Annotated in this window: 22 protein-coding genes and 1 pseudogene; 11 read left to right on the top strand and 12 right to left on the bottom strand. The window is 69.4% G+C overall.

The window, feature by feature from the left end; genetic code table 11:
- Positions 1 to 24 precede the first annotated feature (24 nt).
- From G4G93_RS09300 to G4G93_RS09285, 4 genes are read left to right on the top strand one after another with little or no spacing between them, the layout of a single operon-like run.
- Positions 25 to 483 (top strand): MaoC family dehydratase, encoded by a 459-nt coding sequence (locus G4G93_RS09300; RefSeq protein WP_060851021.1) that lies wholly within the window; start codon positions 25 to 27, stop codon positions 481 to 483.
- Positions 480 to 1358 carry an HpcH/HpaI aldolase/citrate lyase family protein gene (locus G4G93_RS09295; protein ID WP_165083392.1) on the top strand — a complete coding sequence of 293 codons (879 nt, stop codon included), beginning with the start codon at positions 480 to 482 and terminating at the stop codon, positions 1356 to 1358. The genes G4G93_RS09300 and G4G93_RS09295 overlap by 4 nt, the downstream gene beginning before the upstream one ends.
- A gap of 24 nt (positions 1359 to 1382) precedes the next feature.
- A complete protein-coding gene (locus tag G4G93_RS09290) occupies positions 1383 to 2639 on the top strand; it encodes an acetyl-CoA hydrolase/transferase family protein (RefSeq protein ID WP_165083389.1) in 1257 nt (418 codons plus the stop codon).
- 18 nt (positions 2640 to 2657) lie between these two features.
- Positions 2658 to 3590, top strand: coding sequence for a 3-keto-5-aminohexanoate cleavage protein (locus tag G4G93_RS09285; RefSeq protein ID WP_165083387.1), 933 nt, complete (start codon positions 2658 to 2660; stop codon positions 3588 to 3590).
- 132 nt (positions 3591 to 3722) lie between these two features.
- On the opposite strand, the gene G4G93_RS09280 is transcribed toward G4G93_RS09285, so the two are convergent.
- On the bottom strand, positions 3723 to 4757 hold the full coding sequence (locus tag G4G93_RS09280) for an NADP-dependent oxidoreductase (RefSeq protein ID WP_206289648.1): 1035 nt from the start codon (positions 4755 to 4757) through the stop codon (positions 3723 to 3725).
- A gap of 171 nt (positions 4758 to 4928) precedes the next feature.
- Here G4G93_RS09280 and G4G93_RS09275 point away from each other — a divergent pair, with 171 nt between their 5' ends.
- A complete protein-coding gene (locus tag G4G93_RS09275; protein WP_165083385.1) occupies positions 4929 to 6095 on the top strand; it encodes an acyl-CoA dehydrogenase family protein in 1167 nt (388 codons plus the stop codon).
- Between the two features lie 6 nt (positions 6096 to 6101).
- Here G4G93_RS09275 and G4G93_RS09270 read toward each other — a convergent pair whose 3' ends face one another.
- From G4G93_RS09270 to G4G93_RS09230, 9 genes are all read right to left on the bottom strand, one after another.
- Positions 6102 to 6692: a MarR family winged helix-turn-helix transcriptional regulator gene (locus tag G4G93_RS09270; RefSeq protein WP_206289647.1), complete on the bottom strand. Its 591-nt coding sequence runs from the start codon at positions 6690 to 6692 to the stop codon at positions 6102 to 6104.
- Positions 6693 to 6934: 242 nt separating this feature from the next.
- Positions 6935 to 8599, bottom strand: coding sequence for an NAD(P)/FAD-dependent oxidoreductase (locus G4G93_RS09265; RefSeq protein WP_165083381.1), 1665 nt, complete (start codon positions 8597 to 8599; stop codon positions 6935 to 6937).
- 137 nt (positions 8600 to 8736) lie between these two features.
- Positions 8737 to 9903 (bottom strand): ABC transporter substrate-binding protein, encoded by a 1167-nt coding sequence (locus tag G4G93_RS09260; RefSeq protein ID WP_312891836.1) that lies wholly within the window; start codon positions 9901 to 9903, stop codon positions 8737 to 8739.
- Positions 9904 to 10022: 119 nt separating this feature from the next.
- Entirely contained in the window at positions 10023 to 11075 is a 1053-nt protein-coding gene (locus tag G4G93_RS09255; RefSeq protein WP_165083377.1) for an alcohol dehydrogenase, read from the bottom strand.
- The gene (locus G4G93_RS09250) at positions 11072 to 12034 is read right to left on the bottom strand and encodes an alpha/beta hydrolase (protein WP_165083375.1); all 963 of its coding nucleotides are present in this window, start codon (positions 12032 to 12034) and stop codon (positions 11072 to 11074) included. The genes G4G93_RS09255 and G4G93_RS09250 overlap by 4 nt, the downstream gene beginning before the upstream one ends.
- Positions 12035 to 12313: 279 nt before the next feature.
- Positions 12314 to 13201 (bottom strand): NAD(P)-dependent oxidoreductase, encoded by an 888-nt coding sequence (locus tag G4G93_RS09245; RefSeq protein ID WP_206289646.1) that lies wholly within the window; start codon positions 13199 to 13201, stop codon positions 12314 to 12316.
- Positions 13201 to 13524: a putative quinol monooxygenase gene (locus tag G4G93_RS09240; protein WP_165083373.1), complete on the bottom strand. Its 324-nt coding sequence runs from the start codon at positions 13522 to 13524 to the stop codon at positions 13201 to 13203. The genes G4G93_RS09245 and G4G93_RS09240 overlap by 1 nt, the downstream gene beginning before the upstream one ends.
- A 65-nt stretch (positions 13525 to 13589) precedes the next feature.
- Positions 13590 to 14951, bottom strand: a complete 1362-nt coding sequence (locus tag G4G93_RS09235; protein ID WP_165083371.1) for an NAD(P)H-dependent oxidoreductase — start codon at positions 14949 to 14951, stop codon at positions 13590 to 13592.
- A gap of 203 nt (positions 14952 to 15154) precedes the next feature.
- Positions 15155 to 16060 (bottom strand): LysR substrate-binding domain-containing protein, encoded by a 906-nt coding sequence (locus tag G4G93_RS09230; protein WP_165083369.1) that lies wholly within the window; start codon positions 16058 to 16060, stop codon positions 15155 to 15157.
- 216 nt (positions 16061 to 16276) lie between these two features.
- Here G4G93_RS09230 and G4G93_RS09225 point away from each other — a divergent pair, with 216 nt between their 5' ends.
- Together G4G93_RS09225 and G4G93_RS09220 are read left to right on the top strand one after the other, a co-directional pair.
- Positions 16277 to 17302, top strand: a complete 1026-nt coding sequence (locus tag G4G93_RS09225; RefSeq protein WP_165083367.1) for a TRAP transporter substrate-binding protein — start codon at positions 16277 to 16279, stop codon at positions 17300 to 17302.
- Complete coding sequence (locus tag G4G93_RS09220; RefSeq protein WP_165083365.1) at positions 17299 to 19167, top strand: TRAP transporter large permease subunit; 1869 nt, start codon at positions 17299 to 17301, stop codon at positions 19165 to 19167. The genes G4G93_RS09225 and G4G93_RS09220 overlap by 4 nt, the downstream gene beginning before the upstream one ends.
- A 319-nt stretch (positions 19168 to 19486) precedes the next feature.
- Here the strand turns inward: G4G93_RS09220 and G4G93_RS09215 are convergent, their stop codons facing one another.
- Together G4G93_RS09215 and speB are read right to left on the bottom strand one after the other, a co-directional pair.
- Complete coding sequence (locus G4G93_RS09215) at positions 19487 to 20116, bottom strand: tyrosine-type recombinase/integrase (RefSeq protein ID WP_165083363.1); 630 nt, start codon at positions 20114 to 20116, stop codon at positions 19487 to 19489.
- Positions 20117 to 20307: 191 nt separating this feature from the next.
- Positions 20308 to 21222 carry an agmatinase gene (gene speB / locus G4G93_RS09210; RefSeq protein WP_246736660.1) on the bottom strand — a complete coding sequence of 305 codons (915 nt, stop codon included), beginning with the start codon at positions 21220 to 21222 and terminating at the stop codon, positions 20308 to 20310.
- A gap of 371 nt (positions 21223 to 21593) precedes the next feature.
- Between speB and G4G93_RS35825 the strand changes: the two are divergent.
- The 4 genes and pseudogenes from G4G93_RS35825 to G4G93_RS09200 form a co-directional block, all read left to right on the top strand.
- A pseudogene (locus G4G93_RS35825) lies at positions 21594 to 21722 on the top strand (IS256 family transposase); the annotation flags it as partial.
- Between the two features lie 641 nt (positions 21723 to 22363).
- Positions 22364 to 22594 (top strand): hypothetical protein, encoded by a 231-nt coding sequence (locus tag G4G93_RS35820; RefSeq protein WP_246736638.1) that lies wholly within the window; start codon positions 22364 to 22366, stop codon positions 22592 to 22594.
- 6 nt (positions 22595 to 22600) lie between these two features.
- Positions 22601 to 23122 carry a sodium:solute symporter family transporter gene (locus G4G93_RS09205; protein ID WP_312891833.1) on the top strand — a complete coding sequence of 174 codons (522 nt, stop codon included), beginning with the start codon at positions 22601 to 22603 and terminating at the stop codon, positions 23120 to 23122.
- A 60-nt stretch (positions 23123 to 23182) separates the two neighbouring features.
- A complete protein-coding gene (locus tag G4G93_RS09200) occupies positions 23183 to 24040 on the top strand; it encodes an AraC family transcriptional regulator (protein ID WP_165083359.1) in 858 nt (285 codons plus the stop codon).
- Positions 24041 to 24073: the final 33 nt, after the last annotated feature.

The raw sequence follows: 24073 nt of genomic DNA, 5'->3' as shown, positions 1-24073 counted from the left end.
CCGACGGTCAAAGGGAGGGTGCGCGTGCCGGGCCTCTATTTCGACGAGCTCACGGTCGGCCAGGTGTTCCAGCATCCGATCCGGCGGACCATCACCGAGACCGACAACGTCTGGTTCTCGGCGATCACCCACAATCCGGCCCTGCTCCACCTCGACGAGGAATACTGCCGCACGCAGACCGAGTACGGCCAGCGGCTGGTCAACAGCGCCTTCACCCTGGCGCTGATGGTCGGCATCTCGGTCGGCGACACGACGCTCGGCACCGCGGTGGCCAATCTCGGCTGGGACGAGGTGCGCTTCCCCAAGCCGCTGTTCCACGGCGACACGGTGCGGGTGGAGACCGAGGTCGTCGAGCTGCGCGAGTCGAAGTCGCGCCCGAACCAGGGGATCGTCACCTTCCTGCACCGCGCCTTCAACCAGAAGGGTGAGCTCGTGGCGCATTGCCGGCGTTCCGGCCTCCAGCTCAAGAGGCCCGCGGCATGACCCTGCGCTCGCTCCTCTTCGTCCCCGGCGACAGCGAGAAGAAGCTCGGCAAGGGCGCCGGGTCGGGCGCGGACGCCCTGATCCTCGATCTCGAGGACGCGGTCGCCCCGTCCCGCAAGGCGCTCGCCCGCGACCTCGTCGCCGCCTACCTCGCCGCGCGCCCGGGACGGGCGCCCAAGCTCTACGTGCGCATCAACCCCCTCGACGAGGGCGGGCTCGACGACCTCGCCGGCATCGTGCGGCCCGGCCTCGACGGGATCATGCTCCCGAAGATCGACGGGCCCGGCGACGTCGTCCGCCTCGGCCACGGCCTCGACGCGCTGGAGCGCCGGGAGGGCATGGAACCGGGCGGCGTGCGCATCCTGCCGGTCGCCACCGAGACGGCGCGGGCGCCCTTCGGGCTCGGCGCCTTTGCCGACCATGCCCTGCCGCGGCTCTACGGCCTGACCTGGGGGGCGGAGGACCTGAGCACCGCGGTCGGCGCCAGCACCAACCGCACCGCCGACGGGACCCTCGCGCTCACCTACCGGATGGTGCGAAGCCTGATGCTGCTCGCCGCCAAGGCGTCCGGCGTCGAGGCGGTGGAGACGCTCTACGCCGATTTCCGCGACGAGGCCGGCCTGCGCCGGGACAGCGAGGCGGCGGCGCGGGAGGGGTTCTCGGGCCGGATCGCGATCCATCCGGCGCAGGTCGCGGCGATCAACGCCGCCTTCTCGCCCTCGCCCGAGGAGGTCGCCCATGCCCGCCGGGTCGTCGCGGCCTTCGCGGCCGAGCCCGAGGCCGGCACCGTCGGCCTCGACGGGCGGATGCTCGACATCCCGCACCTCAAGCAGGCCCGGCGCATCCTGGAGCGGCACGAGAGCCATGCAAGCTGACATCGAGACGGCCGAGAGGTTCGTATGACCCCCCGGACGGTCTCCGCCGACGCCGTCCTGGCGTCGATCGCGCCGGGGAGCCGGCTCTACGTCCCCGGCTCGACCGGCGAGCCCCGCGCGGTCCTCGATGCCCTGGCGCGGGACCCCGAGCGGTTGCCCGGCCTCGACGTCGTCACGACCGCCGTGCCGGGCATCAATCGGTTCGGGCCCGACGACGTCGCGGCGAGCGCCACGGTCACCGGGCTGTTCATGCAGCCGGCCTTCCGGGCCGCTCAAGGAGAGGGCCGCTTCCGTCACCTGCCCCTGCCCTTCTCCGGCTTCGTCGACCACCTCGCCACGGCCGAGCCTTTCGATGCTTGCCTGGTTCAGGTCGCGCCGCCCGACGCCGCCGGCCGCTGCTCGCTCGGCGCCGCGGTCGAGTTCACGCCGCTCGCGCTGGCGCGCAGTCGGCGCCGCTTCGCCGTCCTCAATCCCATGATGCCGGCGATCCCGGGCGCGGCCTCGGTCGCCCTCGACGCGTTCGATCTCGTGACGGAAGCCGGCACGCCGCTGCCGATCTACGACGTCGGCACGGAGAGCCGGGAGGCGGCCACGATCGCTGCCGCCGTCGCCACCCTGGTCGAGGACGGGACAGCGCTCCAGGCCGGCCTCGGCAAGGTGCCGGAGGCGCTGTTCGGCCTCCTGCACGACCGGCGGGCCTTGCGCCTGCACTCGGGCATGCTGAGCGACGGGGCGCTAGCGCTGGCGGAAGCCGGCGCCCTCGACCCGGATTTCGCGCATACGAGCTGCGTCTGGGTCGGCAGCGCCGCCCTCTACCGCGCCCTCGAGGGCCGGGCGGGCTTCACGGTGGCGGGCTGCGAGATCACGCACGACCTGCGCCGGCTCGCCGCCCTCGACCGATTCGTCGCCGTGAACTCGGCGCTGTCCGTCGACCTGTTCGGCCAGGCCAACCTCGAACACGCGCAGGGCCGGGCGGTGAGCGGCGTCGGCGGCGCGGCGGATTTTGCCCTGGGCGCGCGCCTGTCGCGCGGCGGGATCAGCGTCGTCGCCCTGCCCGCCTCCTTCGGCCGGGAGCCGCGATCACGGATCGTGCCGCGCCTGGAGGACGGGATCGCCTCCCTGCCGCGGCACGCGGTGGACGTTGTGGTCACCGAGCACGGGCTTGCCGACCTGCGCGGACGCAGCGTGCACGAGCGGGCCGAGGCGCTGATCGCGATCGCCGCCCCGGCATTCCGGGCCGACCTGCTGACGGCCTGGCACGCGATCCGGGACCGGCTGTAGGAAACGGGAGAAACGGGCATGCGACGCGCCGACAAGGTCATCATTTCCTGCGCCGTCACGGGATCGATCCACACGCCGTCGATGTCGCCTCATCTGCCCGTCACGCCGGACGAGATCGCCGACCAGGCGGTGGGGGCGGTGGAGGCGGGTGCCGCCATCGTTCACCTGCATGCCCGCGTGCCGGAGACCGGCAAGCCGACCCAGGACACGGCGGTCTATCGCCAGTTCCTGCCGCGGATCGCCGAGCGCTGCGACGGCATCGTCAACATCACGACGGGCGCCGGTCTCGGCATGAGCATGGACGAGCGCCTCGCCGCCGCGAACTGGGCCAAGCCCGAGATCGCCTCGATGAACATGGGCTCGTTCAACTTCAACATCTCGGGCGCGGGCACGCGCATCGGCGCCTTCAGGCACGCGTGGGAGCAGCCCTACCTCGCCTCCACCACCGGCTTCATCCTGTCGAACACCTTCGACCAGATCGAGCGCGGCATGCGCGAGTTGGGCGAGCACGGCACGCGCTTCGAGTTCGAATGCTACGACGTCGGACACCTCTACAACCTCGCGCATTGCGTCTCGCGCGGCCTGGTGAGGCCGCCCTTCTTCATCCAGTGCATCTTCGGCATCCTCGGCGGGATCGGCCCGGAGCCCGAGAACCTGATGCACATGAAGGCGACGGCCGACCGGCTGTTCGGGAACGACTATTATCTCTCGGTACTCGGCGCCGGGCGTCACCAGTTTCCGCTCGTGACGATGTCGGCGATCCTGGGCGGCAACGTTCGCGTCGGCCTCGAGGACAACCTGTATCTCGGCCGCGGCCAGCTCGCGACGTCGAACGCCGACGGCGTCCGCAAGATCCGCCGCATCCTCGAGGAGCTGTCGCTCGAGATCGCAACGCCCGACGAGGCCCGGGTGATGCTGGATACCAAGGGCCGCAGCAACGTCGGCTTCTGACGCTGCCGAAGAGGGCGACAGGAGGAAACGACGAGGCGCCTCATGACGGTGCTCGCAGCCCTGACGGCGACCGACCCGACCGCTCGTGACGGTCGTCGTCCCTGCGCCGCCGCACCGCGTCCGAGATCGGGATCAGCCGACGTAGATCAGCGTCTTGCCGCGATTCTCGCCGGCGTAGAGCGCCCTGATCGCATCGGGCGCCTGCTCGATCCCTTCGGCGATGTCCTCGTCGTAGGTCAGGCGGTCGTCACCGTACCAGGCGGCCAGGGTCGCGCTCGCGGCGGCGAAGCGGGCGGCGTGATCGAAGATCACGAAGCCGCTCCAGACGAGGCGCCGGGTCAGGATCTCGCGCTCGTTGCGCGGGCCCGTCGGCGGCGGGTTCCAGCTCGCGACCGAGGCGGTGCCGCACTGGACCACGCGGCCCCCCGCCGCCATGCGGCGCAGCGTCGTGTCGAGGATGACGCCGCCGACATTGTCGAAGTACACATCGACCCCGCCCGGCGCCGCGCCATCGAGTTGCGCGGCCCAATCGGTCGTCTTGTAGTTCCAGGCCTCCGCGTAGCCGTAGCGCGACCGGCAGAGGTCGACCTTGGCGTCGTCGCCCGTCAGGCCGAGGGGCCGGCAGCCGAGGTTGCGGGCGATCTGGCCGACGAAGGCGCCGACCGCCCCGCCGGCCGTCGAGATCAGCACGGTGTCGCCCGCCGCCGGCCGCCCGAGCTCGGTCAGCGCGATGTAGGCGGTCAGCCCGTTGATGCCGAGGAGCCCCGCATGGGCCGAGAGCGGCACCGCCTCGGCCGCCCGGCGGACGATCGCCTGCGGAGCGACGACGGCGTAATCCTGCCAGCCGAACCAGCCGTACAGGAACTCGCCCTCGCGGACGCCCTCGGCCCGCGAGCGCAGGACGCGGCCGACGGCGAGCGCCCGCATCGGCGCCCCGAGCGGCACCGGCTGCGAGTAGTTCGCCTCGGCGCTCGCCCAGCCGCGCTGGGCCGGATCGACCGACAGGTAGATGTTGCGCACCAGGATCTGACCGGGCTCCGGTTCCGGGACGGCGACCGCATCGAGGCTGAAATCCTCCGGTTGCGGAATGCCGGCGGGACGGCGCGCGAGGAGCACTCGGCGGTTGCGCGCGGGCAGTCCATAGGCGGGAATCGCGGTCGGCGTCATCGGCGTCTCCTTGGACCGCTCCGGCGGCGGTTTCGTGTTTGCCTTAAACTACGAAAGCGTATAGTACGCTAGCATATATTAACGTCGGTGTCTCACCTCGCCGGTGCCTCGCCGACCCACGACGGCGCCACGCACGATCCTTGGTCGCCGCGATGGCCGGGGGAGGACCGCATGGATTTCCAGCTCACCGAGCAGCAGGTCGCCATCGACGAGGGCGTGCGGAAGGTCTGCGCGGCCTTCGACGACGCGTACTGGACCGAATGCGAGGAGAAGGCGCGCTTCCCGCACGAGTACTACCAGGCGATGGCAGCGGGCGGCTGGCTCGGGATCACGATGCCGGAGGAGCTCGGCGGGTCCGGCCTCGGCGTCACCGACGCCGCCGTCATGATGCACGCCGCGACCTCGAGCAACGGCGGCTACTCGGCGGCGTCCGCCATCCACATCAACATGTTCGGCCCGCACGCGATCGTCGTGCACGGCACGCCGGAGCAGAAGGCACGCTGGCTCGTGCCGCTGATCAAGGGCGAGCAGAAGGCCTGCTTCGGGGTCACCGAGCCCGATGCCGGCCTCGACACCACCAGCATCAAGACCTTCGCGGCGCGCACCGATGCCGGCTACCGGGTCAAGGGCCGCAAGATGTGGACCTCGACCGGGCAGGTCGCCGACAAGATCCTGCTGCTCACCCGCACCACGCCGAAGAAGGAGTGCAAGCGCCCGACCGACGGCATGACCCTGTTCTACACCGACCTCGACCGGACCAAGGTGGAGGTGCGCCGCATCCACAAGATGGGCCGCAACGCCGTCGACTCGAACGCCGTGTTCATCGACGACCTGTTCGTGCCGGACGAGGATCGGATCGGCGAGGAGGGCCAGGGCTTCAAGTACATCCTCGACAGCCTCAACCCCGAGCGCATCCTGGTGGCGAGCGAGGCGATCGGCGTCGGCCGCGACGCGCTGCGGCGGGCGGCGACCTATGCCCGCGAGCGGGTCGTGTTCGGCCGCCCGATCGGGCAGAACCAGGGCATCCAGCACCCGCTGGCCGAGAGCTGGACCTATCTCGAATCCGCCTACTGGATGGTCTTGCGCGCCGGCTGGCTCTACGACAACGGCCGCCCTTGCGGCGCCGAGGCCAACGCGGCGAAGTTCCTGGCCGGCCGCGCCGCCTTCGACGCGGCGACACGGGCCGTCATGACCCATGGCGGCATGGGATACGCCCGGGAATACCAAGTCGAGCGGCTGTTCCGGGAATCGATCCTGACCCGGATCGCCCCGGTCACCGAACAGCTGATCCTCTCGTTCCTGGCTGAGCGGGTGCTCGATCTGCCGAAATCGTACTGAGGCGGCTCACGCTGCGCCGCGCGCGGCCCGCTTCGCGGGCCGGCGGACCGGCGTGGGCTCTACAGGCGTTGGTTCTACAGGCGTGGGTTCTTGGGCGGCCTCGTCCGGCGCGGCGATGCCCACCGGCAGGTCGATGTCGTCGCGCTCCACCACGGCGCGGCGAATGTTGTCCTTCATCACCTCGAGCGCCCGCTCCGCCGCCTCGATCTCGGCTGGGGCAAGTCCCGCCAGGATGATCTCGTTGAGGCCGCGCCCGACCGTGACCATCTGGTCGAGGATGTCGCGCCCCTGCGGCGTGACCACGATGCGCTTGGCGCGGCGATCCACCTGATCGGGCACGCGGCGGACGTAGCCCGCCGCCTCGAGCCGGTCGATCAAGCCGCCGACCGTCACCTTGCCGACGTCGAGGTCGCGCGCGAGCTCCGTTTGCAGCATCCCCGAGCTCACGTGCCGCGACAGCTGGCTCAGGACCCACCATTGCGACCGGGTGATGCCGAGCGGCCTCATCGCTTGATCGAACAGGGTGCGGCGCATGCGCGAGACGTCGTGGACGAGAAATCCGATCCGGACTTCCTGGGGAACCTTGTCGGAACTCATCATACCTCGGTCGATCGGGTGGCGCCTCGTGCCTGCGAGGATAGCATACCATACACTGACGTACTATCATCCGGCGTCTTCCGTCCGAGTTTGCCGGATTCGCGTTCACCCCGGACCGCCCTCGATCGATCCCGCGCTTGATTGAATTCGGGACAGACCAAGCGGACACCGTATCGGAGCCCGAATATCCTCCCTCGCCGTCCTGCCCTCTCGCCCGTCGAGGATGTCGGCTCGCCACCGCATCAGGGTGTCGGGTTGCCGTATCGTCCGATCCCATGCTCCAGCGTGAAGCCCTCGTAGCCCTTGGCTGCGACCGTCGCACAATGCTCGCGGTAGGCACCGACGCCGCCGATATAGGGCATGAACACCCGCGGCTTTCCGGGCACGTTCGCGCCCATGTACCAGGAGGCCGCGCGCGGGTAGAGCGTCCGATGCGCCACCTCGTTCACGTGCGCGACCCAGGCGTCCTCGGCGTCGCGCTCGCTCGCGATCACCGCGTAGCCGTGATCCTTGAGGTAGCCGAGGCAGCCGGCGATCCACTCGACGTGCTGCTCGATCGAAACGATTACGTTCGACAGCACCGAGGGGCTCCCGGGTCCGGTGATCGTGAACAGGTTCGGAAAGCCCGCCGGCATCAGGCCGAGATGGTTGCGCGGTCCCGCCGCCCATTTGTCGGCCAGGCGCTCGCCGTCGCGGCCCGTGAGGTCGATGGCCAGCAGCGCGCCGGTCATGGCGTCGAAGCCCGTCGCCAGCACCAGCGCGTCGAAGGCGCGTTCGCCCGAGCGCGTGCGCACGCCCCGTGGCGTGATCGCCTCGATCGGGTCGGCACGCAGGTCGACGAGGTCGACATCATCCCTGTTGAAGGTCTCGAAGTAGCGGGTGTCGAGGCAGATGCGCTTCGTGCCGATCGGATAGTCGCGGGGCGAGAGGATCGCGGCCTTGCGCGGATCTTCCACCAGGCCGGCGATGCGCTCGCGCACGAACTCGGCGGCCGTGTCGTTGGCCTCTTGGCTCAAGGCCAGGTCGTTGAAGGCGTGCATGAAATTGGCGCCGCCCTTCGCCCAGCGCGCCGCATATTCGCGCGATCGCTCCTCGGCGTCGACGGCGAGCGCCGAGCGGGTGCCGAACTCGTAGATCGTACCGGACTTGGTGGTGCGGGCGAGGCGCCGCCGCTCGACGTAGTCGCGTTTCCAGCCCGCCTCGTACTCTGCCGTCATCGGGCCGTTGCCGGCGGGCAGCGAGTAGTTCGGCGTGCGCTGGTAGACGGTCAGGTGCGACGCCTCCTCGGCCAGCACCGGGATCGCCTGGATCCCCGACGAACCGGTGCCGATCACCGCGACCCGCTTGCCCGCGAAGTCCACCGGGTCGCGCGGCCAGGTTCCCGTATGGTAGACCGGGCCGGCGAAGCTGCCGAGCCCCGGGATCTCCGGCATCTTGGCGGCCGAGAGGCAGCCGGTCGCCAGGACGAGGAAGCGGGCGGCGGCCCGCCGTCCCGCGGGCAGCGAGAGGCGCCAGGAGGATGCGGCCTCGTCCCAGTGCGCGGCCTCGATTCTCGTGTCGAAGGCGATGTCGCGGCGCAGGTCGAAGCGGTCGGCGACGTGGTTGGCATAGGCCAGGATCTCCGGCTGGCCGGCGAACCTCTCGCTCCAGCGCCAGTCCTGCTGCAGCGCCTCGTCGAACGAGTAGGAGTACTGCATGCTCTCGACGTCGCAGCGCGCGCCGGGATAGCGGTTCCAGTACCAGGTGCCGCCGACGTCGGAGCCCGCCTCGTAGACGCGGACGCTCAGCCCGAGCGCGCGGACCCGGTGGAGCATGTAGAGCCCGGCGAAACCCGCGCCCACGATGACGACGTCGAGGCTCTCCCCCGGTCCGTCGACCCGCCGGACCGCTGCCTTGTCCCCTTCCATTCCTGCCTCCATCGTCAGGCTCCGTCGGCCGTGATGCGCGGCCGGCCAGGCCGCGGGATCGGTCACCGGCCCCGGATCGCCCGGACGGGGCGATGCCGCGGCCCCGCCGGCGACGTTGCGGGCCGGTCACCGCACCGTCATCCTTTGACCAGCGGGCAGGCCTTCGGATCGGCCGGGGCGAAGGCCACGTCGGGCGGCAGCCGCTCGACCACGGAGTAGAGGTCCCACTCTCCCTTCGACTCGGCCGGCGCCTTCACCCGTAGGACGTACTGGTCGCGCATGACGCGCCCGTCCTCGCGGATGCCGCCGTCCTTGGTCATGAAGTCGTTGATCGGCATGGCCCGCATGGCGGCGACGACCTTGGCGGTGTCGTCGGTGCCGGCCCGGTTCACAGCCTTCAGGTAGTGCAGCACCGCGCCGTACATCCCGGCCTGGATCATGTTGGGCATCTTGCCGACCCTGGCCTTGTAGCGGGTCGCGAAGGCGCGGGTCTCGTCGTTCTGGTCCCAGTAATAGGCCTCGGTGACGAGAAGTCCCTGCGCCGCCTTCAGGCCGAGCCCCTTCACGTCGTGGAGCGTCAGGCTCAGGGGGGCAAGCTTCTGGCCGCCGTCGCGGATGCCGAACTCGTCGGCCTGCTTGATGAGGTTGGCAGCGTGGCTGGTCGTCGTCGCGAGCCCCACCACCTCCGCCTTCGAGGCCTGGGCCTGGAGCAGGAACGAGGAGAAGTCCCGGGTCTCGAACGGGTGCGCGACCGCGCCGAGGACCCGTCCGCCCTGCGCCTCGACCATGGCGGTCGTGTCGCGCTGGACCTGCTTGCCGTAGGCATAGTCGACGGTGAGGAAGTACCAGCTCTTGGCGTTCTCGGCGGCGAGCGCGCGCACGACGCCGCGCGACTGCGAGTAGCTGTTGTAGGTCCAGTGGATGCCGTTGGGCGAGCAGGCGGTCCCGGTGATGTCGGCCGACGCGGTCGAGCCGAACACGACGATGCGGTCCTTCTCCCTCGCCAGCTTCTGGACGCCGAGGGCGACACTCGTGATGCCCACGTCGAAGATCGCCCGCACGCCCTCGTCGTACCATTGGCGGGCGATGGGCAGCCCGACATCGGGCTTGTTGAGGTGGTCGCCGGTGAGCAGCACGACCGGGCGGCCGAGCACCTTGCCGTGATCCTCGATTGCCAGGCGGGCCGCGGCGACCGAGCCCGGACCCGAGAGGTCGGCGACGATCCCGGACATGTCGGACAGAAGCCCGATCTTCAGCGGCTCGATCGTCGACGACTCCTGGGCCGCCGCAGGTGACGCGAGCACGGCACCGACGATCCCGATGAAGCCCCCCAACCAAGCCCTGCCGAAGGGCGTGCTGCCGCGTCCCATCCGATCCTCCGCCTCTCTGGCGATCCGGTCTCACCCGGATTCGCCGCCCGCCTTCAGCCGACCAGAACGGCCCGCCCGGTGATCTCCCCGCGCTCGAGCGCGCGCAGCGCGTCGTTGGCGGCGTCCCTCGGAAATTCCCGGATCGGGGCCGGCGTGAGGCGGCCCTCGCGGGCGAGCGCCACGACCGCGCGGAGCTCTTTGAGCGAGCCCGTGTTGTTGCCGACGACCGACTGCGCCCGGAAGATCATCCCGGCGAGCGACAGGGTCATCTCGCCGCCGGCCACGCCGACGAGGACGAGGCGGCCGCCCTTGTCGAGGCTGTCGAAGGCGAAGCGTGCGGTCCCGGACGCGTTGACGAAGTCGATCGCCGCGGCGACGGGTCCGCCCGCGGCCTCGTGGATCCGGCGGACCACGTCGGGCCCGGCGGGGTCGATGACGGCCGTGGCGCCGGCCGCGAGCGCTGCCTCGCGCTTCGTCGGCCCGAGATCGGCGGAGACGATGCGGCGATGTCCGAGCGCCCGCAGCATGGCGATGGCCGCGAGCCCGAGGCCGCCGGCCCCGACCAGCAGCACCGGCGCGTCCGGGGCGAGCGGCATGATCTTGCCGATCGCGGAATAGACCGTGAGCCCGGAGCAGGCGCAGGTCGCGGCGAACGACGGGTCGAGATCCCCGTAATCGACGAGGTAGCGCGGATGCGGCACCTTCACCCGCTCGGCGAAGCCGCCATCCTGCACGACGCCGAGGCTGCGCTGCGCCAGGCAGAGGTTGTCCTCCTCGGCCAGGCAGCGTGGGCAGTGTCCGCACCCGATCCACGGGTAGACGATGCGGGATTCGCCGACGGCGACACCCACGGCATCGGGACCGACGGCGGCCACGCGGGCGACGATCTCGTGACCCGGCGCCCGCGGGAGGGTCACTCCGCGATCGGCCAGACGCAGGACCCTTCCGCCGCCCATATCGTAGACGCCGTGCCAGAAATGCAGGTCGGAATGGCAGACGCCGCACCGCTCGACCTCCAGTACGACCTCGGTGCCGGAAGCTTCCGGATCGCGCACCTCGATGCAGGCGAGCGGTGCTTCGTGACGGACGACGGCCCAAGCCTTCATGGGGCCTCTCCTTGCGATGTCGTTGCGGATGTCGGTCGGCGACCGGCCGTACGACCGGCGACGGCATCGGCGATCTCCGCCACCGCCCGGTCGGCCTCCGGCACGAGGTTGAACAGACGCACGAAGCCGTGCGGCAAGCCCGCGTGGCGCGTCAGCGTGGTCGCGATGCCGGCCTGCGCCAGACGGTGCGCGTAGGCCTCGCCCTCGTCGCGCAGCACGTCGTACTCCGCCGTCGCGACATGGGTCGGCGGCAGTCCCGCGAGGCTCGCCCGGCGCAGCGGCGAGACCCGCGGATCGGCAGGGTTCCCGGCGCCGGCGTAGTGGTCGAAGAACCAGAGCATGTCGCGGCGCGTGATGAGGCCGGCATTCTCCGGGTCGAGGTAGGAGGGCCGGTCGACGTCGCAGTCGGCGACGGGGTAGACGAGCACCTGTCGGGCGAGGGGCACACGACCGATCCGTTCGGCGGCGGCCACGGTGGCGAGGTTGGCACCGGCGCTGTCCCCGGCGACGACGAGGTCGAGACCCGGACCGACGAGGTCGGCAGCCCGCCGGTTCGCCCAGTCGAGGCAATCGATGGCGTCCTCGAGGCCGCAGGGGAAGGGATGCTCCGGAGCCAGCCGGTACTCGGGCAGCAGAACGGCGAGGCCGCTGCGGCGGGCGAGGAGCCGCGCGAAGGCATCGTAGTCCTCGATGGTGCCGAGCACCCATCCGCCGCCATGCAGGTAGAGCACGAGGCCGGCCGGCGCAGGACCCGGCACGTAGAGCCGGGCCGGCAGAGGACCTGCCCGGGTCTGGACGGCGAGATCCTCGATGCGGTCAAGATCCGGGCCCTGCCCGAGGGCCGCGCGGCCGGCGGCGAGAAGCCCGCGGGCGTCGTCCGGCGTGCCGGCGGAGAGCGCCGGACGGCCGGCGGCGGCAGCCTGCGCGAGGAGGGCCGAGACGGCGGGGGCGAGCGGCATCGCGATCAGCCCAAGCCCGCAGGCGGTCGCCGGGGCATCGGCGGACGAGCTTCCTGCTGCGCTGCGAAGCGGCCCACGAACCCTCCCCTGGGATGCCGGGCGGCTCTTCGGGGCCGCCGTATCCGGTAAGGGAGCCATCAAAAATTTAGTAAGTCAATGTACGGTGTGCTACTATCCTATCTGTCGGCATGTGGCGGCGCGCAGGCTCGGCGCTTGCTCGGCGGCGACGGTGGAGGAAGCGATCCATGCCAGCTTCCCGACAGGGAACCCGTGGCGCTCCTATGGAAGAGGCAGGCTGTTGCGGCGGTGAAGCTCGCGTAGGACGGCGCTGTGGTCGAGATCACCGTCGCCGTGCGCGACCATGTCCGAAAACACCTGATCGACGAGCGACAGGACGGGCAGCGTCAGACCGAGCGTCGCCGCGTGGGCGAGCGCCGTTCCGGTGTCCTTGACCTGATACTTCGCCGGACCGCCCGGCGCGAAATCGCGCTCTATCATCCGCAGGGCGTGCTGCTTGAGGATCGTCGAATCGGCGAAGCCGCCGAGCAGCGCCTCGCGGACCTTGGCCGGATCGGCCCCGCCACGGGCGACGAAGGTGATTGCCTCGGCCACCGTGACGATCGTGGAGGCGACAATCGCCTGGTTGGCGAGCTTGGCGAGCTGCCCGCAGCCCGCCGGCCCGACATGGGTCGGGCGGCCCATCACGGCGAGCAGCGGTTCGGCTCGCGCGAACGCCTCCGAGCTGCCGCCGGCCATGATCGCGAGCGTGCCGGCGACGGCGCCCCGCTCGCCGCCCGAGACCGGGGCATCGACGTAGTGGAAACCGGCCACCTCAGCAGCGGCGGCTTGGCGTTGCGCGGTCTCGACCGGAATCGAGCTCATCACCACCAGCAGGCTGCCGGGCGCCATCGCGGCGAGCGCGCCCCCGGGCCCGAGCAGGATCTCGTCGCAGACCGGGCCGGAGCTCAGCATGCAGATCACCGCGTTGGCGCCGCGGACCGCGTCGGCCAGATCGGCCGCGAGGCTCGCCCCCGCCTCCGTGAGGACGGCGGCCTTCGCTGGCGAGCGGTTCCAGGCGCGCACGGCGTGGCCGGCCCGGCAGAGGTGGCGCGCCATCGGAGCGCCCATGATGCCGGTGCCGAGGAAGCCGACCGTCAGGGGAGCCATCAGCGGGGCTCCGCCCCGGACAGGGTGAGGGCGAGGAAGCGGACCGGCCGCTCCTCCTCGATCAGGGCCGGGAAGCCGGCGCGGAACCGGGCGAGGTGCGGGGTCTCGAGATGAGCGTCGAAGGCGGCGCGGTCGTCGTAGACCTCGTAGAACACCACCGTGAGCGGGTCGCTCTCGCTCACCGCGACGTCGAAGGCGCGGCAGCGCGGCTCGTCGGCCACGGATGAGCGGGCGTCGTCGTGGGCGAGGGCGAGGAAGGCGTCGAGCGAGCCGGGCTTCACCCGGAACTCGGCGATCACCACGAAGCGGCGTGAGGAAGACATCGGTGTCCCGTCCGGATGAGGATCGCGGGGTGCCGGCCGGACCGTCCGGCCGGCGCGGTCCGGCATCAGGCCGCCTGCGGGGCCGCCATCTGCCGGGTGGTGTCCTCCATCTGGCGGCGCAGGGCCACCACGTCGAGGTCGGCGACGAGCTCGACGTCGTCGACGCTGACGATCGTGTCGCGGGCGACCGCGCGCTTGAGCTTGACGTTGTGGGCGAGCCCGATCGGCAGGGCGTTGAGCGCGAGACTCTTGCCGGCCGGAATGGCGTTGGCCCACACCGCGTAGCCGCCCTCGCCGTCGAGCATCTCGCCGGGCTTCAGGTCGCGCTTGGCGGTAGCGACCGCGTCACCCCGGAACTCCTTCGAGCAGCCGGTCGGCTCGTTGCGCAGCACCGCCGAGAGCACGCTGACGCTGGTCTCGAGCCCGATCATGTGGAACGGCCGCCACATCGAGCCGTACCAGCCCGACGGATCGGTGAGGAGCCCGTACTGCTTGAAGCAGGCCCTGGTGTACTCGCTCGTTGCCTTGAAGGTGACGAACACGCCGTAGCGGATGTTGTTGAACACCTCGCGCCCGTCTGGCTCCTGGCTCGCCGCGATGTCGACAAGGCCCGAGCGCGGCAGGCGACCGCCGTCGGCGACCGGGCGGAACACCCGGGCGAGGTCCTGCAGGCCGGTCGGCGGGAAGGCGAGGCCGTCATCGGGGCAGTCGAGACCGGTGCCGTTGGCCACCGCCGCCATCTCGATCGCCGCCTTGGTGCCGTCGGTGAACGAGTTGTACATCTTAGGGTTGAAGTCGCCCTTCCGCACCTCCTCCTCGGACCAGCCGAAGAAGCCCCAGACGGTGTCGGGGGTGGAGTAGCGGTAGCGCGGCTCGAAGTTCATGCCCTTGCCGGCCGAGGTCAGCTCGAAGCCGCAGGAGCGGGCCCAGTCGACCAGCTCGCAGATGATCGCCGGCTGGTCGCCGTAGGCCATCGAGTAGACGACGCCCTGGCGGCGCGCTCGCTCGGCGAGCAGCGGGCCGCACAGCACGTCGGCCTCGACGTTGACCATCACGACGTGCTTGCGGGCGTCGATCGCCTGGATGGCGTGGCGGATGCCGGCGATCGGGTGGCCGGTCGCCTCGATGATGCACTCGATCTCGTCGCAGGCGGCGAGCGCCCCGGCATCCTCGGTGACGAAGGTGCGCCCGGACTTGACGGCGTCGCCGATCGAGGTCGCGCCGTAGCGCTCCTCGGGCCAGTCGACGCGGGCGAGCGAGGCGCGGGCGCGGCCGGCATCGAGGTCGGCGACGGCGACGACGTGCATGCCCTCGATGCGCTGGGCCTGGGCCAGCACCATCGAGCCGAACTTGCCGGCGCCGATCAGGCCGACGCGGACCGGACGGCCGGACGCAGCGCGCGCGAGGAGCAGGGTGGACAGGTTCATCGGTTTCCTCCAGCGGGTCTCTTCTTGGGCCAACCGGCTCTTCGGGCCGACCGGCTCTCGCCGCCGGTCCTCAAGGGACGAGCGGGGTCGGTCTCGGCGAGATCCCGGCGGCGCGAACGGCCCGGCGGGATCCGACGGCCGGAAAGCTAGAAGCCGGCTTCGTGAAGGACAATCCAGTTTTCCAAGCCGATCGTGAAGCGGCGCTAAAGGCTGGCGGCGTCGCGCTCCATGGCCCACGCGTCCCGCTCGCGGCGGATCCAGTCGAGGAAGACCCGGACCTTGCGGTGGCGCAGGTAGTCGGGCGGGCACGTCACCCATTGGGTGACGAGGGTGATCTGCGGGGGCGAGGCGAGCGGGCAGGCCAGGCGCCCGGCCCGCAGGTCGCCCCACAGCATCAGGTCGCTCTCGAGCGCGATGCCGAGCCCGCCGGCGGCGGCGTCGATCGCCATGTGCGTCCGGTCGAACAGGAGGCGGCGCCAACGTGCCGCCGGGGCGATCCCGGCACGGGTGAACCAGTGCGGCCATTGCACCTGCGACTTCACCGAGTGGATCAGAAGGTGCCGGGGCAGGTCCGCCGCCGCGAGGCTGCCGGGCGCGGCAAGCGTGGGGGCGCAGACCGGCCGGAAGCTCTCCTCGACCAGTCCCTCGGCGAACAGGCCGGGCCAGGTGCCGGTGCCGTGGCGGATCTCGATGTCGACGTTCTCCTTCTGGAACGCGGTCGGCTCGTTGGTGCCGTCGAGGCGCAGCTCGATGTCCGGATGGGCCGTGATGAAGCCGGCGAGCCGCGGCAGCAGCCACTTCGTCGACAGGCTCGGGGTGGCCCGCACGGTCAGCGTCGTGACCGACCGGAAGCCCTGGATGCGCTGGGTCGCCTCCATGATCCGGTCGATCTCGGACCCGATCATCTCGAAGTAGCGCTCGCCGGCTTCCGTCAGCACGATGTTGCGCCCGGCCTTGCCGACGAGCGCGGTGCCGAGGCTGACCTCCAGCGCCTGGATCTGCTGGCTCACCGCCGAGGGCGTGACGCCGAGATCCTCGGCGGCCCGGGTGATGCTGCCGGAGCGGGCGACGGCGTGGAAGACCGTGATGGCGCGAAGCGGAACCGACATGCCGACAGTTTAGCGGCGCTTCACGGATGCGCAAATAATCTGGATTGTCCTACAGGGACGCCGTTCCGTAGTGTCGGCACCCAGCGAGGCGGAACACTCCGGAACAGGGGTGCCGCATAGAGAGGACGACGAGCACCAATCTCGCGCCTCCTCCGTCTCGGCCTGAACGATGCCGCACCGCGAGCCCCGCGGATGCCGGCACGCCGGAGGAACCCCATGACGTCCAAGCCCGAATCCGGACCCTCGCGCCGCCTGTTCCTGGCCGGCGCCGCCGCCGTGCCGCTCGTCGCGATCCGGACAGGCCCGGCACGCGCCGCCGAGTTCAACTACAAGCTCGCCACCGGCCAGTCGCTCACGCAGCCGATCAACGCCCGGCTCGACCAGGCCTGCCAGCGCATCCGCGAGGCCTCCGGCGGGCGGATGGAGCTGAAGTTCTTCCCGGCGAGCCAGCTCGGCTCCGACACCGACCTGATCACCCAGGTGCGCAGCGGCGGGATCGAGTTCCTGAACATCGCCGGCTCGGTGATCTCGACCGTGGCCTCGGGCGCGGCGATCACCAATGTCGGCTTCGCCTTCTCCGACTACGACCACGTCTGGCGCGGGGTCGACGGGCCGGTCGGCCAGTATGTCCGCACCCAGATCGAGAAGGCCGGCCTGATCGTCGCGGCGAAAGCCGCCGATAACGGCTTTCGCCAGATTACCTCGAACGCCAAGCCGATCAAGACGCCCGACGACCTCAAGGGCTACCGCATTCGCGTGCCGGTGGCACCAATCTTCACCTCGCTGTTCTCGGCGCTCGGCGCCAGCCCGACCTCGATCAACTTCAACGAGCTCTACACCGCGCTGCAGACCCGGCTGGTCGACGGTGAGGAGAACGGCCTGGTGACGATCGAGGCCGGCAAGCTCTACGAGGTCCAGAAATACGTCTCCGAGACCAACCATATCTGGGATCCCTTCTGGATCGTGGCCAACCGGCGCGCCTTCGGGAAGCTGCCGGAGGCGCTGCAGGAGGTCGTCCGGCGCGAGCTCGACCGGGCCGCGATGGAGGAGCGCGAGGACATCGTGCGCCTGACCGGCACGCTGAAGGCGCAGCTCACCGCCCGCGGCCTCACCTTCGAGGCCGCCGACAAGCCGGCCTTCCGCAAGGCCCTGACCCAGGCCAATTTCTACCGCGACTGGAAGGAGAAGTTCGGGCCCGAGGCGTGGAAGGCGCTCGAGGCCGTGACCGGGGACCTGGCATGAGCGCGCTCGCCCAGACCCACGCCCCGCCCGCCGCCCCTGCCGCCGACTGGCTCTCCTCCGCCGAGCGGGCCTTGCGCCTCGCCGTCGAGGTGCCGGCGGCCCTCCTCGTCGCGGCCGAGGCGGTGATCCTGCTCGCCGGCATCGTCTCGCGGGCAATCGGGCACTCGATCATCTGGAGCGACGAGCTCGCGTCGATCCTGTTCCTCTGGCTCGCGATGCTCGGCAGCGTCGTGGCGGTGCAGCGGGGCGAGCACATGCGGCTGACCTTCGTGGTCGGCGGCCTGTCGCCCCGGGCCCGGGCCTGGTGCGAGGCGCTGGCGGTCGGCACGGTCTTCGCCTTCCTGGCGCTCCTCATGCACGCGGCCTACGACTACACCGAAGACCAGTCCTTCGTGGAGACGCCGGCACTCGGCTGGTCGGGCATCGTGCGGGCGCTCGCGGTGCCGGTCGGCTTCGTGCTGGCGCTGCTGGCCTGCGCCTTGCGCCTCGCCCGCCACCGCCCGGCCGACCTCCTCGGCGTCGGCGCCGTGCTGCTCGGACTCGTGACGCTCCTCGCCCTCGGGGCGCCGGTGCTGACCGGGATGGGCAACTGGGCGCTCTTGGTCTTCTTCGTCGGGCTGCTCGGGGTCGGGATCCTGGCCGGCGTGCCGATCGCGTTCTCGTTCGCGCTCGCCACCTCGGCCTACCTGCTCACCACCACCTCGACGCCGCTCACCGTGGTGGTCGGGCGGATGGACGAGGGGATGAGCAGCCTGATCCTGCTCGCGATCCCGCTCTTCGTGCTGCTCGGCCAGCTCGTCGACGCGACCGGGATGGCCCGGGTAATGGTGGCGTTCCTCGCCTCGCTGCTCGGCCACGTGAAGGCCGGGATGTCCTACGTGCTGCTCGGCGCGATGCTGCTCGTGTCGGGCATCTCCGGCTCGAAGACCGCCGACATGGCGGCGGTGGCCCCGGTGCTGTTCCCCGAGATGCGTAAGCGCGGGATGAAGGACGGCGAATTGCTGTCGATCCTCGCTGCCTCGGGGGCGATGAGCGAGACGATCCCGCCCTCGATCGTGCTGATCGCCATCGCGTCCGCCACCGGCGTGTCGATCGCCGCCCTGTTCACCGCCGGGATCCTGCCGGCCCTGGTGCTCGCCCTGGTGCTGGCGGTGGTCGCCCGCTACCGCGCCGGGCGCGAGGAGAACGCGGTCGCGATCCCGCGCGCGCCGATGTCGGTGGTGGGCAAGACCTTGCTGGTCGCGCTGCCGGCCCTGCTGCTGCCGTTCCTGATCCGTACCGCGGTGGTGGAGGGTGTAGCCACCGCCACCGAGGTCTCGACGATCGGCATCGCCTACTCGCTGGTGCTCGGACTGCTGATCTATCGCGGTGGGCTGAAGTGGCGGGAGATGATCCCGATGCTGGCGCGGACGGCCTCGCTGTCGGGGGCGATCCTGTTCATCGTGGGTGCTGCGAGCGCGATGGCCTGGGCGCTGACCCAGTCGGGCTTCTCGCACGACCTCGCCCGGGCGATGGCGGCGGTGCCGGGGGGCAAGACCGGGTTCCTGCTGATCTCGGTGGTGGCCTTCATCGTGCTCGGCAGCCTGCTCGAAGGCATCCCGGCGATCGTGCTGTTCGGCCCACTGCTGTTCCCGATCGCGCATCAGTTCGGGATCCACGAGGTCCACTACAGCATGATCGTGATCCTGGCGATGGGCCTCGGCCTGTTCGCCCCGCCCTTCGGCCTCTGCTACTACGCCGCCTGCATCATCGGCGGGGTGGCGCCCGAGGCCGGGATGCGGCGGATCTGGATCTATCTCGGCGCGCTCTTCCTCGGGCTCCTGGTGCTCACCTTCGTGCCATGGTTCTCGATCGGGTTCCTCTAAGGGACCACGACCAGCGATCGCGCGAAGTCCGGACGCACTTCCGGACTTCGCTGTATTTCTCATGAAGGAGCGCCCAATGGGACACCCCCTGCCATCAAGCGCAAACCGGATTGCGACGTTCATGGCCGAAGCGTTCGACGTGAGAGCACTGCGTGATGGTCAACGTCAGTGTGGTGGGTCAAGAAAACCAAACGGCTGGCACGCACTCAGAACCGGTCATTAATGACACAGCCTGCGAGGGGCCGCTTTGGGTCATTCGGAATCCTGAAGGCACATCTCCTCCTGAGACGCCGCGGTCAGTCTGACCGCGGCGTCCGAATCATATCTCAGTCTGCTCGAATAGGATCAGCGTATCGTCGACTTCATTGCCGAGGTAATGCACCGTGCTCTCCGGCTTGGTATGGCCAAGCAGCAGTTGACAGGCACGGATGTTACCAGTGCGCTTGTAGACCAGCGCGACCTTCGTTCGCCTCAGGCTGTGAGTGCCGTAGGCTGCCGGGTCCAGGCCGATCAAGGCAACCCACTGGTCAACAAGCCGACCGTAGTGTCTCGTCGTGAGGTGTTGACCGCGCCGAGAGCGGCTCGGAAACAGCCCGTCGCCCGCCCGTAAGCTGCGCGACGTCAGCCAATCCGCGAGTGCCTCGCGTGTCGGCTCGATGATCTCGAAGGGCACCGGCCTTCCGGTCTTCTGCTGGCACACGGTCGCTCGAAGGCGCACCGCATCACCGAGATGAACGTCGCTTACGGGTAAGCGGACAAGATCGCACCCACGCAGCTTGCTATCGACGGAAATATTGAAGAGGGCAAGGTCTCGCGTGCGGTTGGCGAGTTGCAGGCGGGTTCGCAAGGCCCAGATGTGCTTGGGCTTCAGGGGTGATTTCGGTCCGATGATGCGGCCACGGTTCCACGGAACACGCGTGGTGGGCGGAATGATTGAGGTTTCCTGCATCACAAGCTCCTGGGTTGAGGAGCAAGTCAGGAAACGTCTGCTGATGCCGCCGAGCCAAACTCAGATGGCGGTTCGGTTCTGTGAAAGCCGAAAAGAAAGTCGCGGACGCTGATCCGGTACCTCAGACCCGATGGTGTATCGGTGAAAGCGGCTGCACTCTCGCCGCCTTCAACCAGGAGCCTGGGGGCCCCTTACCCTTCCGCGCCGGGGGTACACCCACAACCATATGCTGGTGTTTGATCCCGCGTAGCCATGGCGCAGAGGATTTCGAACAGCATGGTCGCCCCTGTCAGGGCTGTGAGGCCCGACGGGTCGAGTGGTGGTGAAACCTCCACGAGGTCGGCGCCGGCGATATTGATGCCGCCGAGCAGACGGATGAGCGCCTGCGCCTCGCGCGTCGTGAAGCCTCCGATCTCAGGGGTCCCTGTTCCTGGCGCCATCGAGGGGTCGATGCCGTCGATGTCGAAGGAAACATAGGTCGGTCGGTCGCCGACGATGGCGCCGGCTTCCGCCATGACGTCAGCTGGCCCCCTGGAGATGAACTCCTCCATGAAGACTATGCGGATGCCGGCAGCCCGCGCCCAGTCGTAGTTCGCGGCATCCGAAACGGCCCCACGAATGCCAATCTGGATCATCCGCTTCGGGTCGAGTAGCCCTTCCTCGACTGCCCGCCGGAACGGGGTACCGTGGTTGTAGCGATTGCCGAAAAATGAGTCGTAGGTATCGGAATGGGCGTCGAAATGGATGAGTCCGAGTGGCGCCGTGGATCGCAGTCCGCGCAGGATCGGAAGCGTGATGAGGTGGTCGCCGCCAACTGTCAGCGGACGAGCGCCGCCCGCGTGGATTTGGCGGAAGTAGTTCTCGATCAGAGCAAGGCTTTCTGCCGCGTCGAGCGGATTGACTGGCGCGTCGCCACAATCCGCGACGCGTAGGATGTCGAAGGGCGACAGCCCGGTCAGGTGGTGGACCCGGCGCACGAGGCTAGACTGGTTGCGGATCTCGCGCGGACCGTGTCGCGCGCCGGTCCGGTTCGTGGTTCCTCCGTCGAAGGGAACGCCGACCAGGGCGATGTCGACCTCGCCGGGGTCGGCGATAGGCAACCGCATGAAGGTTGCAGGGCCGGCGAAGCGCGGCACGATGCCTGAGTCCAGCGGATGGAACCGATGTGATGGTGCGTCGGTCAAGCTTTGATCTCCATACCTGCAACGTCGATCGACGTCGGCTGGCCTCAGTGGGCGTACGAGAAGCATGCTGCACGGCCGGGCCACCGTGTCCATCCAACCCAGCACAAGCCATGCTACAAGGGCTGTCGGAAGTGTTGAATGCAAGCACCAAGAATGAATATCGGATGAGGTACAAACCATCCCCATCCCTTCAGCGCAATCCATGCGCCACTTTCTGACCTTCGACGGAATCGGCTGGATCGGCGGCTCATCACCTGACAGCGGACTTTTCGCAGGCCGACGAATTCCATCACCGGAACACAAACCCCATCGACAGCGTGTTCGCGGTGGTCAGGCACCGCACAATATAGATTAGGGGCGCGCCCTTAGCGTCAACCGCCAAGCTAATGATTTTCAAGATCGTCATGGCTATGGGGAAGAGTAGAACGCTGCCGACCTTGGACTCAGCGGAAATTGCGACGAAAGGGATTAGGGCGTCACGCTGGCATGGCGAAGGCGAGCGCACCTGCGCTCGAAGGTACGCGCGGCCGAGGCCGGGCAGGGCGGCGAACTCGTTTCCGTCGTCCGGACTGCCCGGGCGCATGTGGGGGCGGCGTTTCCAAGGGCTGCGCAGTCACTCTCGCGGCGGCTGCCGCCTTGCTGGGACATCGGGGTCGTTGCAGTCGAGCTGCGCCGGGGCTGCGGCGCACGCTTCCACCGATCCCGGCCCGCCCCCTGCAGCCGGTCCGACGGCACATGCTTGACATGGTCCCAATCACGCAGGCGCTGCGACAGCATCCCCCATCCACGTTGATCGTCTCATGATCAGCAACGGTTCCGCACCCCCGCCACGGCTCGACGGTCACCGACTGGCCATGTGTGTGAAGCCGGAGCCATCATGGCTTATGATCACCTGCATCATTTTTCTTTATTTGATTGATAACTGTTCTGCACGCACAATCATTCCGAATTTTTGCATACAAGAACGCCGTCACGCGCGGTCGCCCGAAAGAACAACCGGAGGGATCATGCCCAACTACTGCGACCTGCGTACATTCGCTGACGTCTGACGGACAGCGGCATCATGCTGCCGAACTGGGTCGTGCTGTCGCTCACGATGGCCTGCTTGGCAGCGATGGGGTTGATCAGCGTCGTCGCGCGCCGTCACGCCGGGAGCGCCGGCAGCTTCACGTTAGGAGGAGCGCGTTACCCGGCAATCCTGATCGGCTTCCTGCTCATGTCCGAGTTCATCGGCACGGTGGCGAGCGTCGGCACGACGCAGACCGCAGTGAAGGTCGGCCTCACGGCGGCCTAGACCATCGTGGCCCTCGGCATCGGCTTCATGCTGTACGCCTTCTTCCTGGCCCGTCGCTCCGAGACGATCGGCGAGAACACCGTCTCGGGCGCGCTGGCCCGCGCCTATGGACGTCCGACCAAGCTCACCACTCCGGTCATCATGATCTTCGCCCTGCAGATCATGGCGATCTCGACCTACGCGGGCGGCAGCTTCTTCCGGGCAGGTCTGCTCGGGGCGGATCGTACCACGGCGATCGTCATGACCGGTGCAGTGGCGACGTTCTACGTCGGCATCGTCGGCATGCGCTCGGTGATTTACACCAACGTACTGCACGCCCTCGTCAAGCGGCCGCGGGCCGCATTCATCAGCATCGTCGCGTCCCTGGTCCTGACGATCGGCTGGTTCCTGGCGCGCGACCCATTCGGGATCGACAATGCCTACGTGGCGCTGGTCATCCCGCTGGTCGTGATGGCGACGGATCACCTGCTGAAGCGGTCAGGCGCGGACGTCCCGGCCCCTGTGGCGGTATCCCGGCGACAGAAGTAGAAGCGAGGATGGGCATGGCCACGGCTGGTTGCGTTCGGTACCGGGTGCTAGGCTCTTCTCATGTCTGATGCTCTCGAAATCGCGTACGGAGATTTCGGCCGGGTTGCCCTGCTCGACATGGATCGCGGGCTGGTTCGCCACGCCCATCCGCACTGCCACGTGCTGCTGAAGGTCGAGGGCGACGACACGCAGTTCCTGGTCGGCGACCGGGTGGTCAGCCTGACCGACAGCCAGGCGGTCCTCGTCAACGCATGGGAGACCCACGCCTACGTCCACGATCCGCGCCGCGAGCCGTCGATGATCCTCGCGCTGTACATCGAGCCGGCGTGGCTCGGGGCATTCCGGCACAATTGGTCGGCGAGCGCCGCACCGGGCTTCTTCGACGAGCCCGCCGGGCTGATCACCGCGGCGATCCGCGGTCTCGTGCGGGACCTCGCCGCTGAGATGGTCTACACCCCGGGCTCGCCGCGCATCCGAGGCGAGCTGCTGCCTGGACTGATGATCGCCCTGATCGAGCGGTTCACGAAGTGGCGCGAGATCGGGACCTCCCTGCGCGAAGCAGGGCGGCGCCCGCGGGGAGACTGGCGCGTGCAGCGGGCCATCGCCCGGATGCGCGGCGAGGACGGGCTCGGCCTCAGCGCCGAAGCCCTGGCCCGCGAGGCCGGCCTGTCGCGCGCCCATTTCTACCGCCTGTTCGAGCAGACGACCGGCGCCTCGCCGCACGTCTTCCTCAACTCGATCCGGATCGAGCGCGCCGTCGAGGCGATCGTCGCGGGCGACGAGAGCCTTTCGGATCTCGGCACGAAGCTCGGCTTCGCGGCACCCGCGCATTTTTCGCGCTTCTTCCGCGATCACGTCAGCGTGCCCCCGAGCGTCTTCCGCGGCATCGTCCGCCGCTCGGCCGGCTTCGCGGCCTGATCCCTTCAGCCGCGGCTCAAGCGCCGACACCAT

Origin of the sequence: Methylobacterium sp. DB0501, from assembly GCF_011043735.1 — a bacterium.
GTDB classification, from domain to species: Bacteria; Pseudomonadota; Alphaproteobacteria; order Rhizobiales; family Beijerinckiaceae; genus Methylobacterium; species Methylobacterium alsaeris.
The sequence above is the reverse complement of the archived record's forward strand: the minus strand, read 5'-3'. Positions and strand labels throughout refer to the sequence as shown.

Excerpts from the sequence above, each read along its gene's own strand:
- G4G93_RS09285 (WP_165083387.1), top strand. The coding sequence starts at position 2,658 with ATGCGACGCGCCGACAAGGTCATCATTTCCTGCGCCGTCACGGGATCG.
- G4G93_RS09290 (WP_165083389.1), top strand. The coding sequence starts at position 1,383 with ATGACCCCCCGGACGGTCTCCGCCGACGCCGTCCTGGCGTCGATCGCG.
- G4G93_RS09280 (WP_206289648.1), bottom strand. The coding sequence starts at position 4,757 with ATGACGCCGACCGCGATTCCCGCCTATGGACTGCCCGCGCGCAACCGC.
- G4G93_RS09250 (WP_165083375.1), bottom strand. The coding sequence starts at position 12,034 with ATGCCGCTCGCCCCCGCCGTCTCGGCCCTCCTCGCGCAGGCTGCCGCC.
- G4G93_RS09275 (WP_165083385.1), top strand. The coding sequence starts at position 4,929 with ATGGATTTCCAGCTCACCGAGCAGCAGGTCGCCATCGACGAGGGCGTG.
- G4G93_RS09220 (WP_165083365.1), top strand. The coding sequence starts at position 17,299 with ATGAGCGCGCTCGCCCAGACCCACGCCCCGCCCGCCGCCCCTGCCGCC.
- G4G93_RS09225 (WP_165083367.1), top strand. The coding sequence starts at position 16,277 with ATGACGTCCAAGCCCGAATCCGGACCCTCGCGCCGCCTGTTCCTGGCC.
- G4G93_RS09240 (WP_165083373.1), bottom strand. The coding sequence starts at position 13,524 with ATGTCTTCCTCACGCCGCTTCGTGGTGATCGCCGAGTTCCGGGTGAAG.
- G4G93_RS09295 (WP_165083392.1), top strand. The coding sequence starts at position 480 with ATGACCCTGCGCTCGCTCCTCTTCGTCCCCGGCGACAGCGAGAAGAAG.
- speB (WP_246736660.1), bottom strand. The coding sequence starts at position 21,222 with ATGCGGTTGCCTATCGCCGACCCCGGCGAGGTCGACATCGCCCTGGTC.
- G4G93_RS09255 (WP_165083377.1), bottom strand. The coding sequence starts at position 11,075 with ATGAAGGCTTGGGCCGTCGTCCGTCACGAAGCACCGCTCGCCTGCATC.
- G4G93_RS09230 (WP_165083369.1), bottom strand. The coding sequence starts at position 16,060 with ATGTCGGTTCCGCTTCGCGCCATCACGGTCTTCCACGCCGTCGCCCGC.
- G4G93_RS09235 (WP_165083371.1), bottom strand. The coding sequence starts at position 14,951 with ATGAACCTGTCCACCCTGCTCCTCGCGCGCGCTGCGTCCGGCCGTCCG.
- G4G93_RS09245 (WP_206289646.1), bottom strand. The coding sequence starts at position 13,201 with ATGGCTCCCCTGACGGTCGGCTTCCTCGGCACCGGCATCATGGGCGCT.
- G4G93_RS09215 (WP_165083363.1), bottom strand. The coding sequence starts at position 20,116 with ATGCAGGAAACCTCAATCATTCCGCCCACCACGCGTGTTCCGTGGAAC.
- G4G93_RS09270 (WP_206289647.1), bottom strand. The coding sequence starts at position 6,692 with ATGAGTTCCGACAAGGTTCCCCAGGAAGTCCGGATCGGATTTCTCGTC.
- G4G93_RS09265 (WP_165083381.1), bottom strand. The coding sequence starts at position 8,599 with ATGGAAGGGGACAAGGCAGCGGTCCGGCGGGTCGACGGACCGGGGGAG.
- G4G93_RS09200 (WP_165083359.1), top strand. The coding sequence starts at position 23,183 with ATGTCTGATGCTCTCGAAATCGCGTACGGAGATTTCGGCCGGGTTGCC.
- G4G93_RS35820 (WP_246736638.1), top strand. The coding sequence starts at position 22,364 with ATGCTGCCGAACTGGGTCGTGCTGTCGCTCACGATGGCCTGCTTGGCA.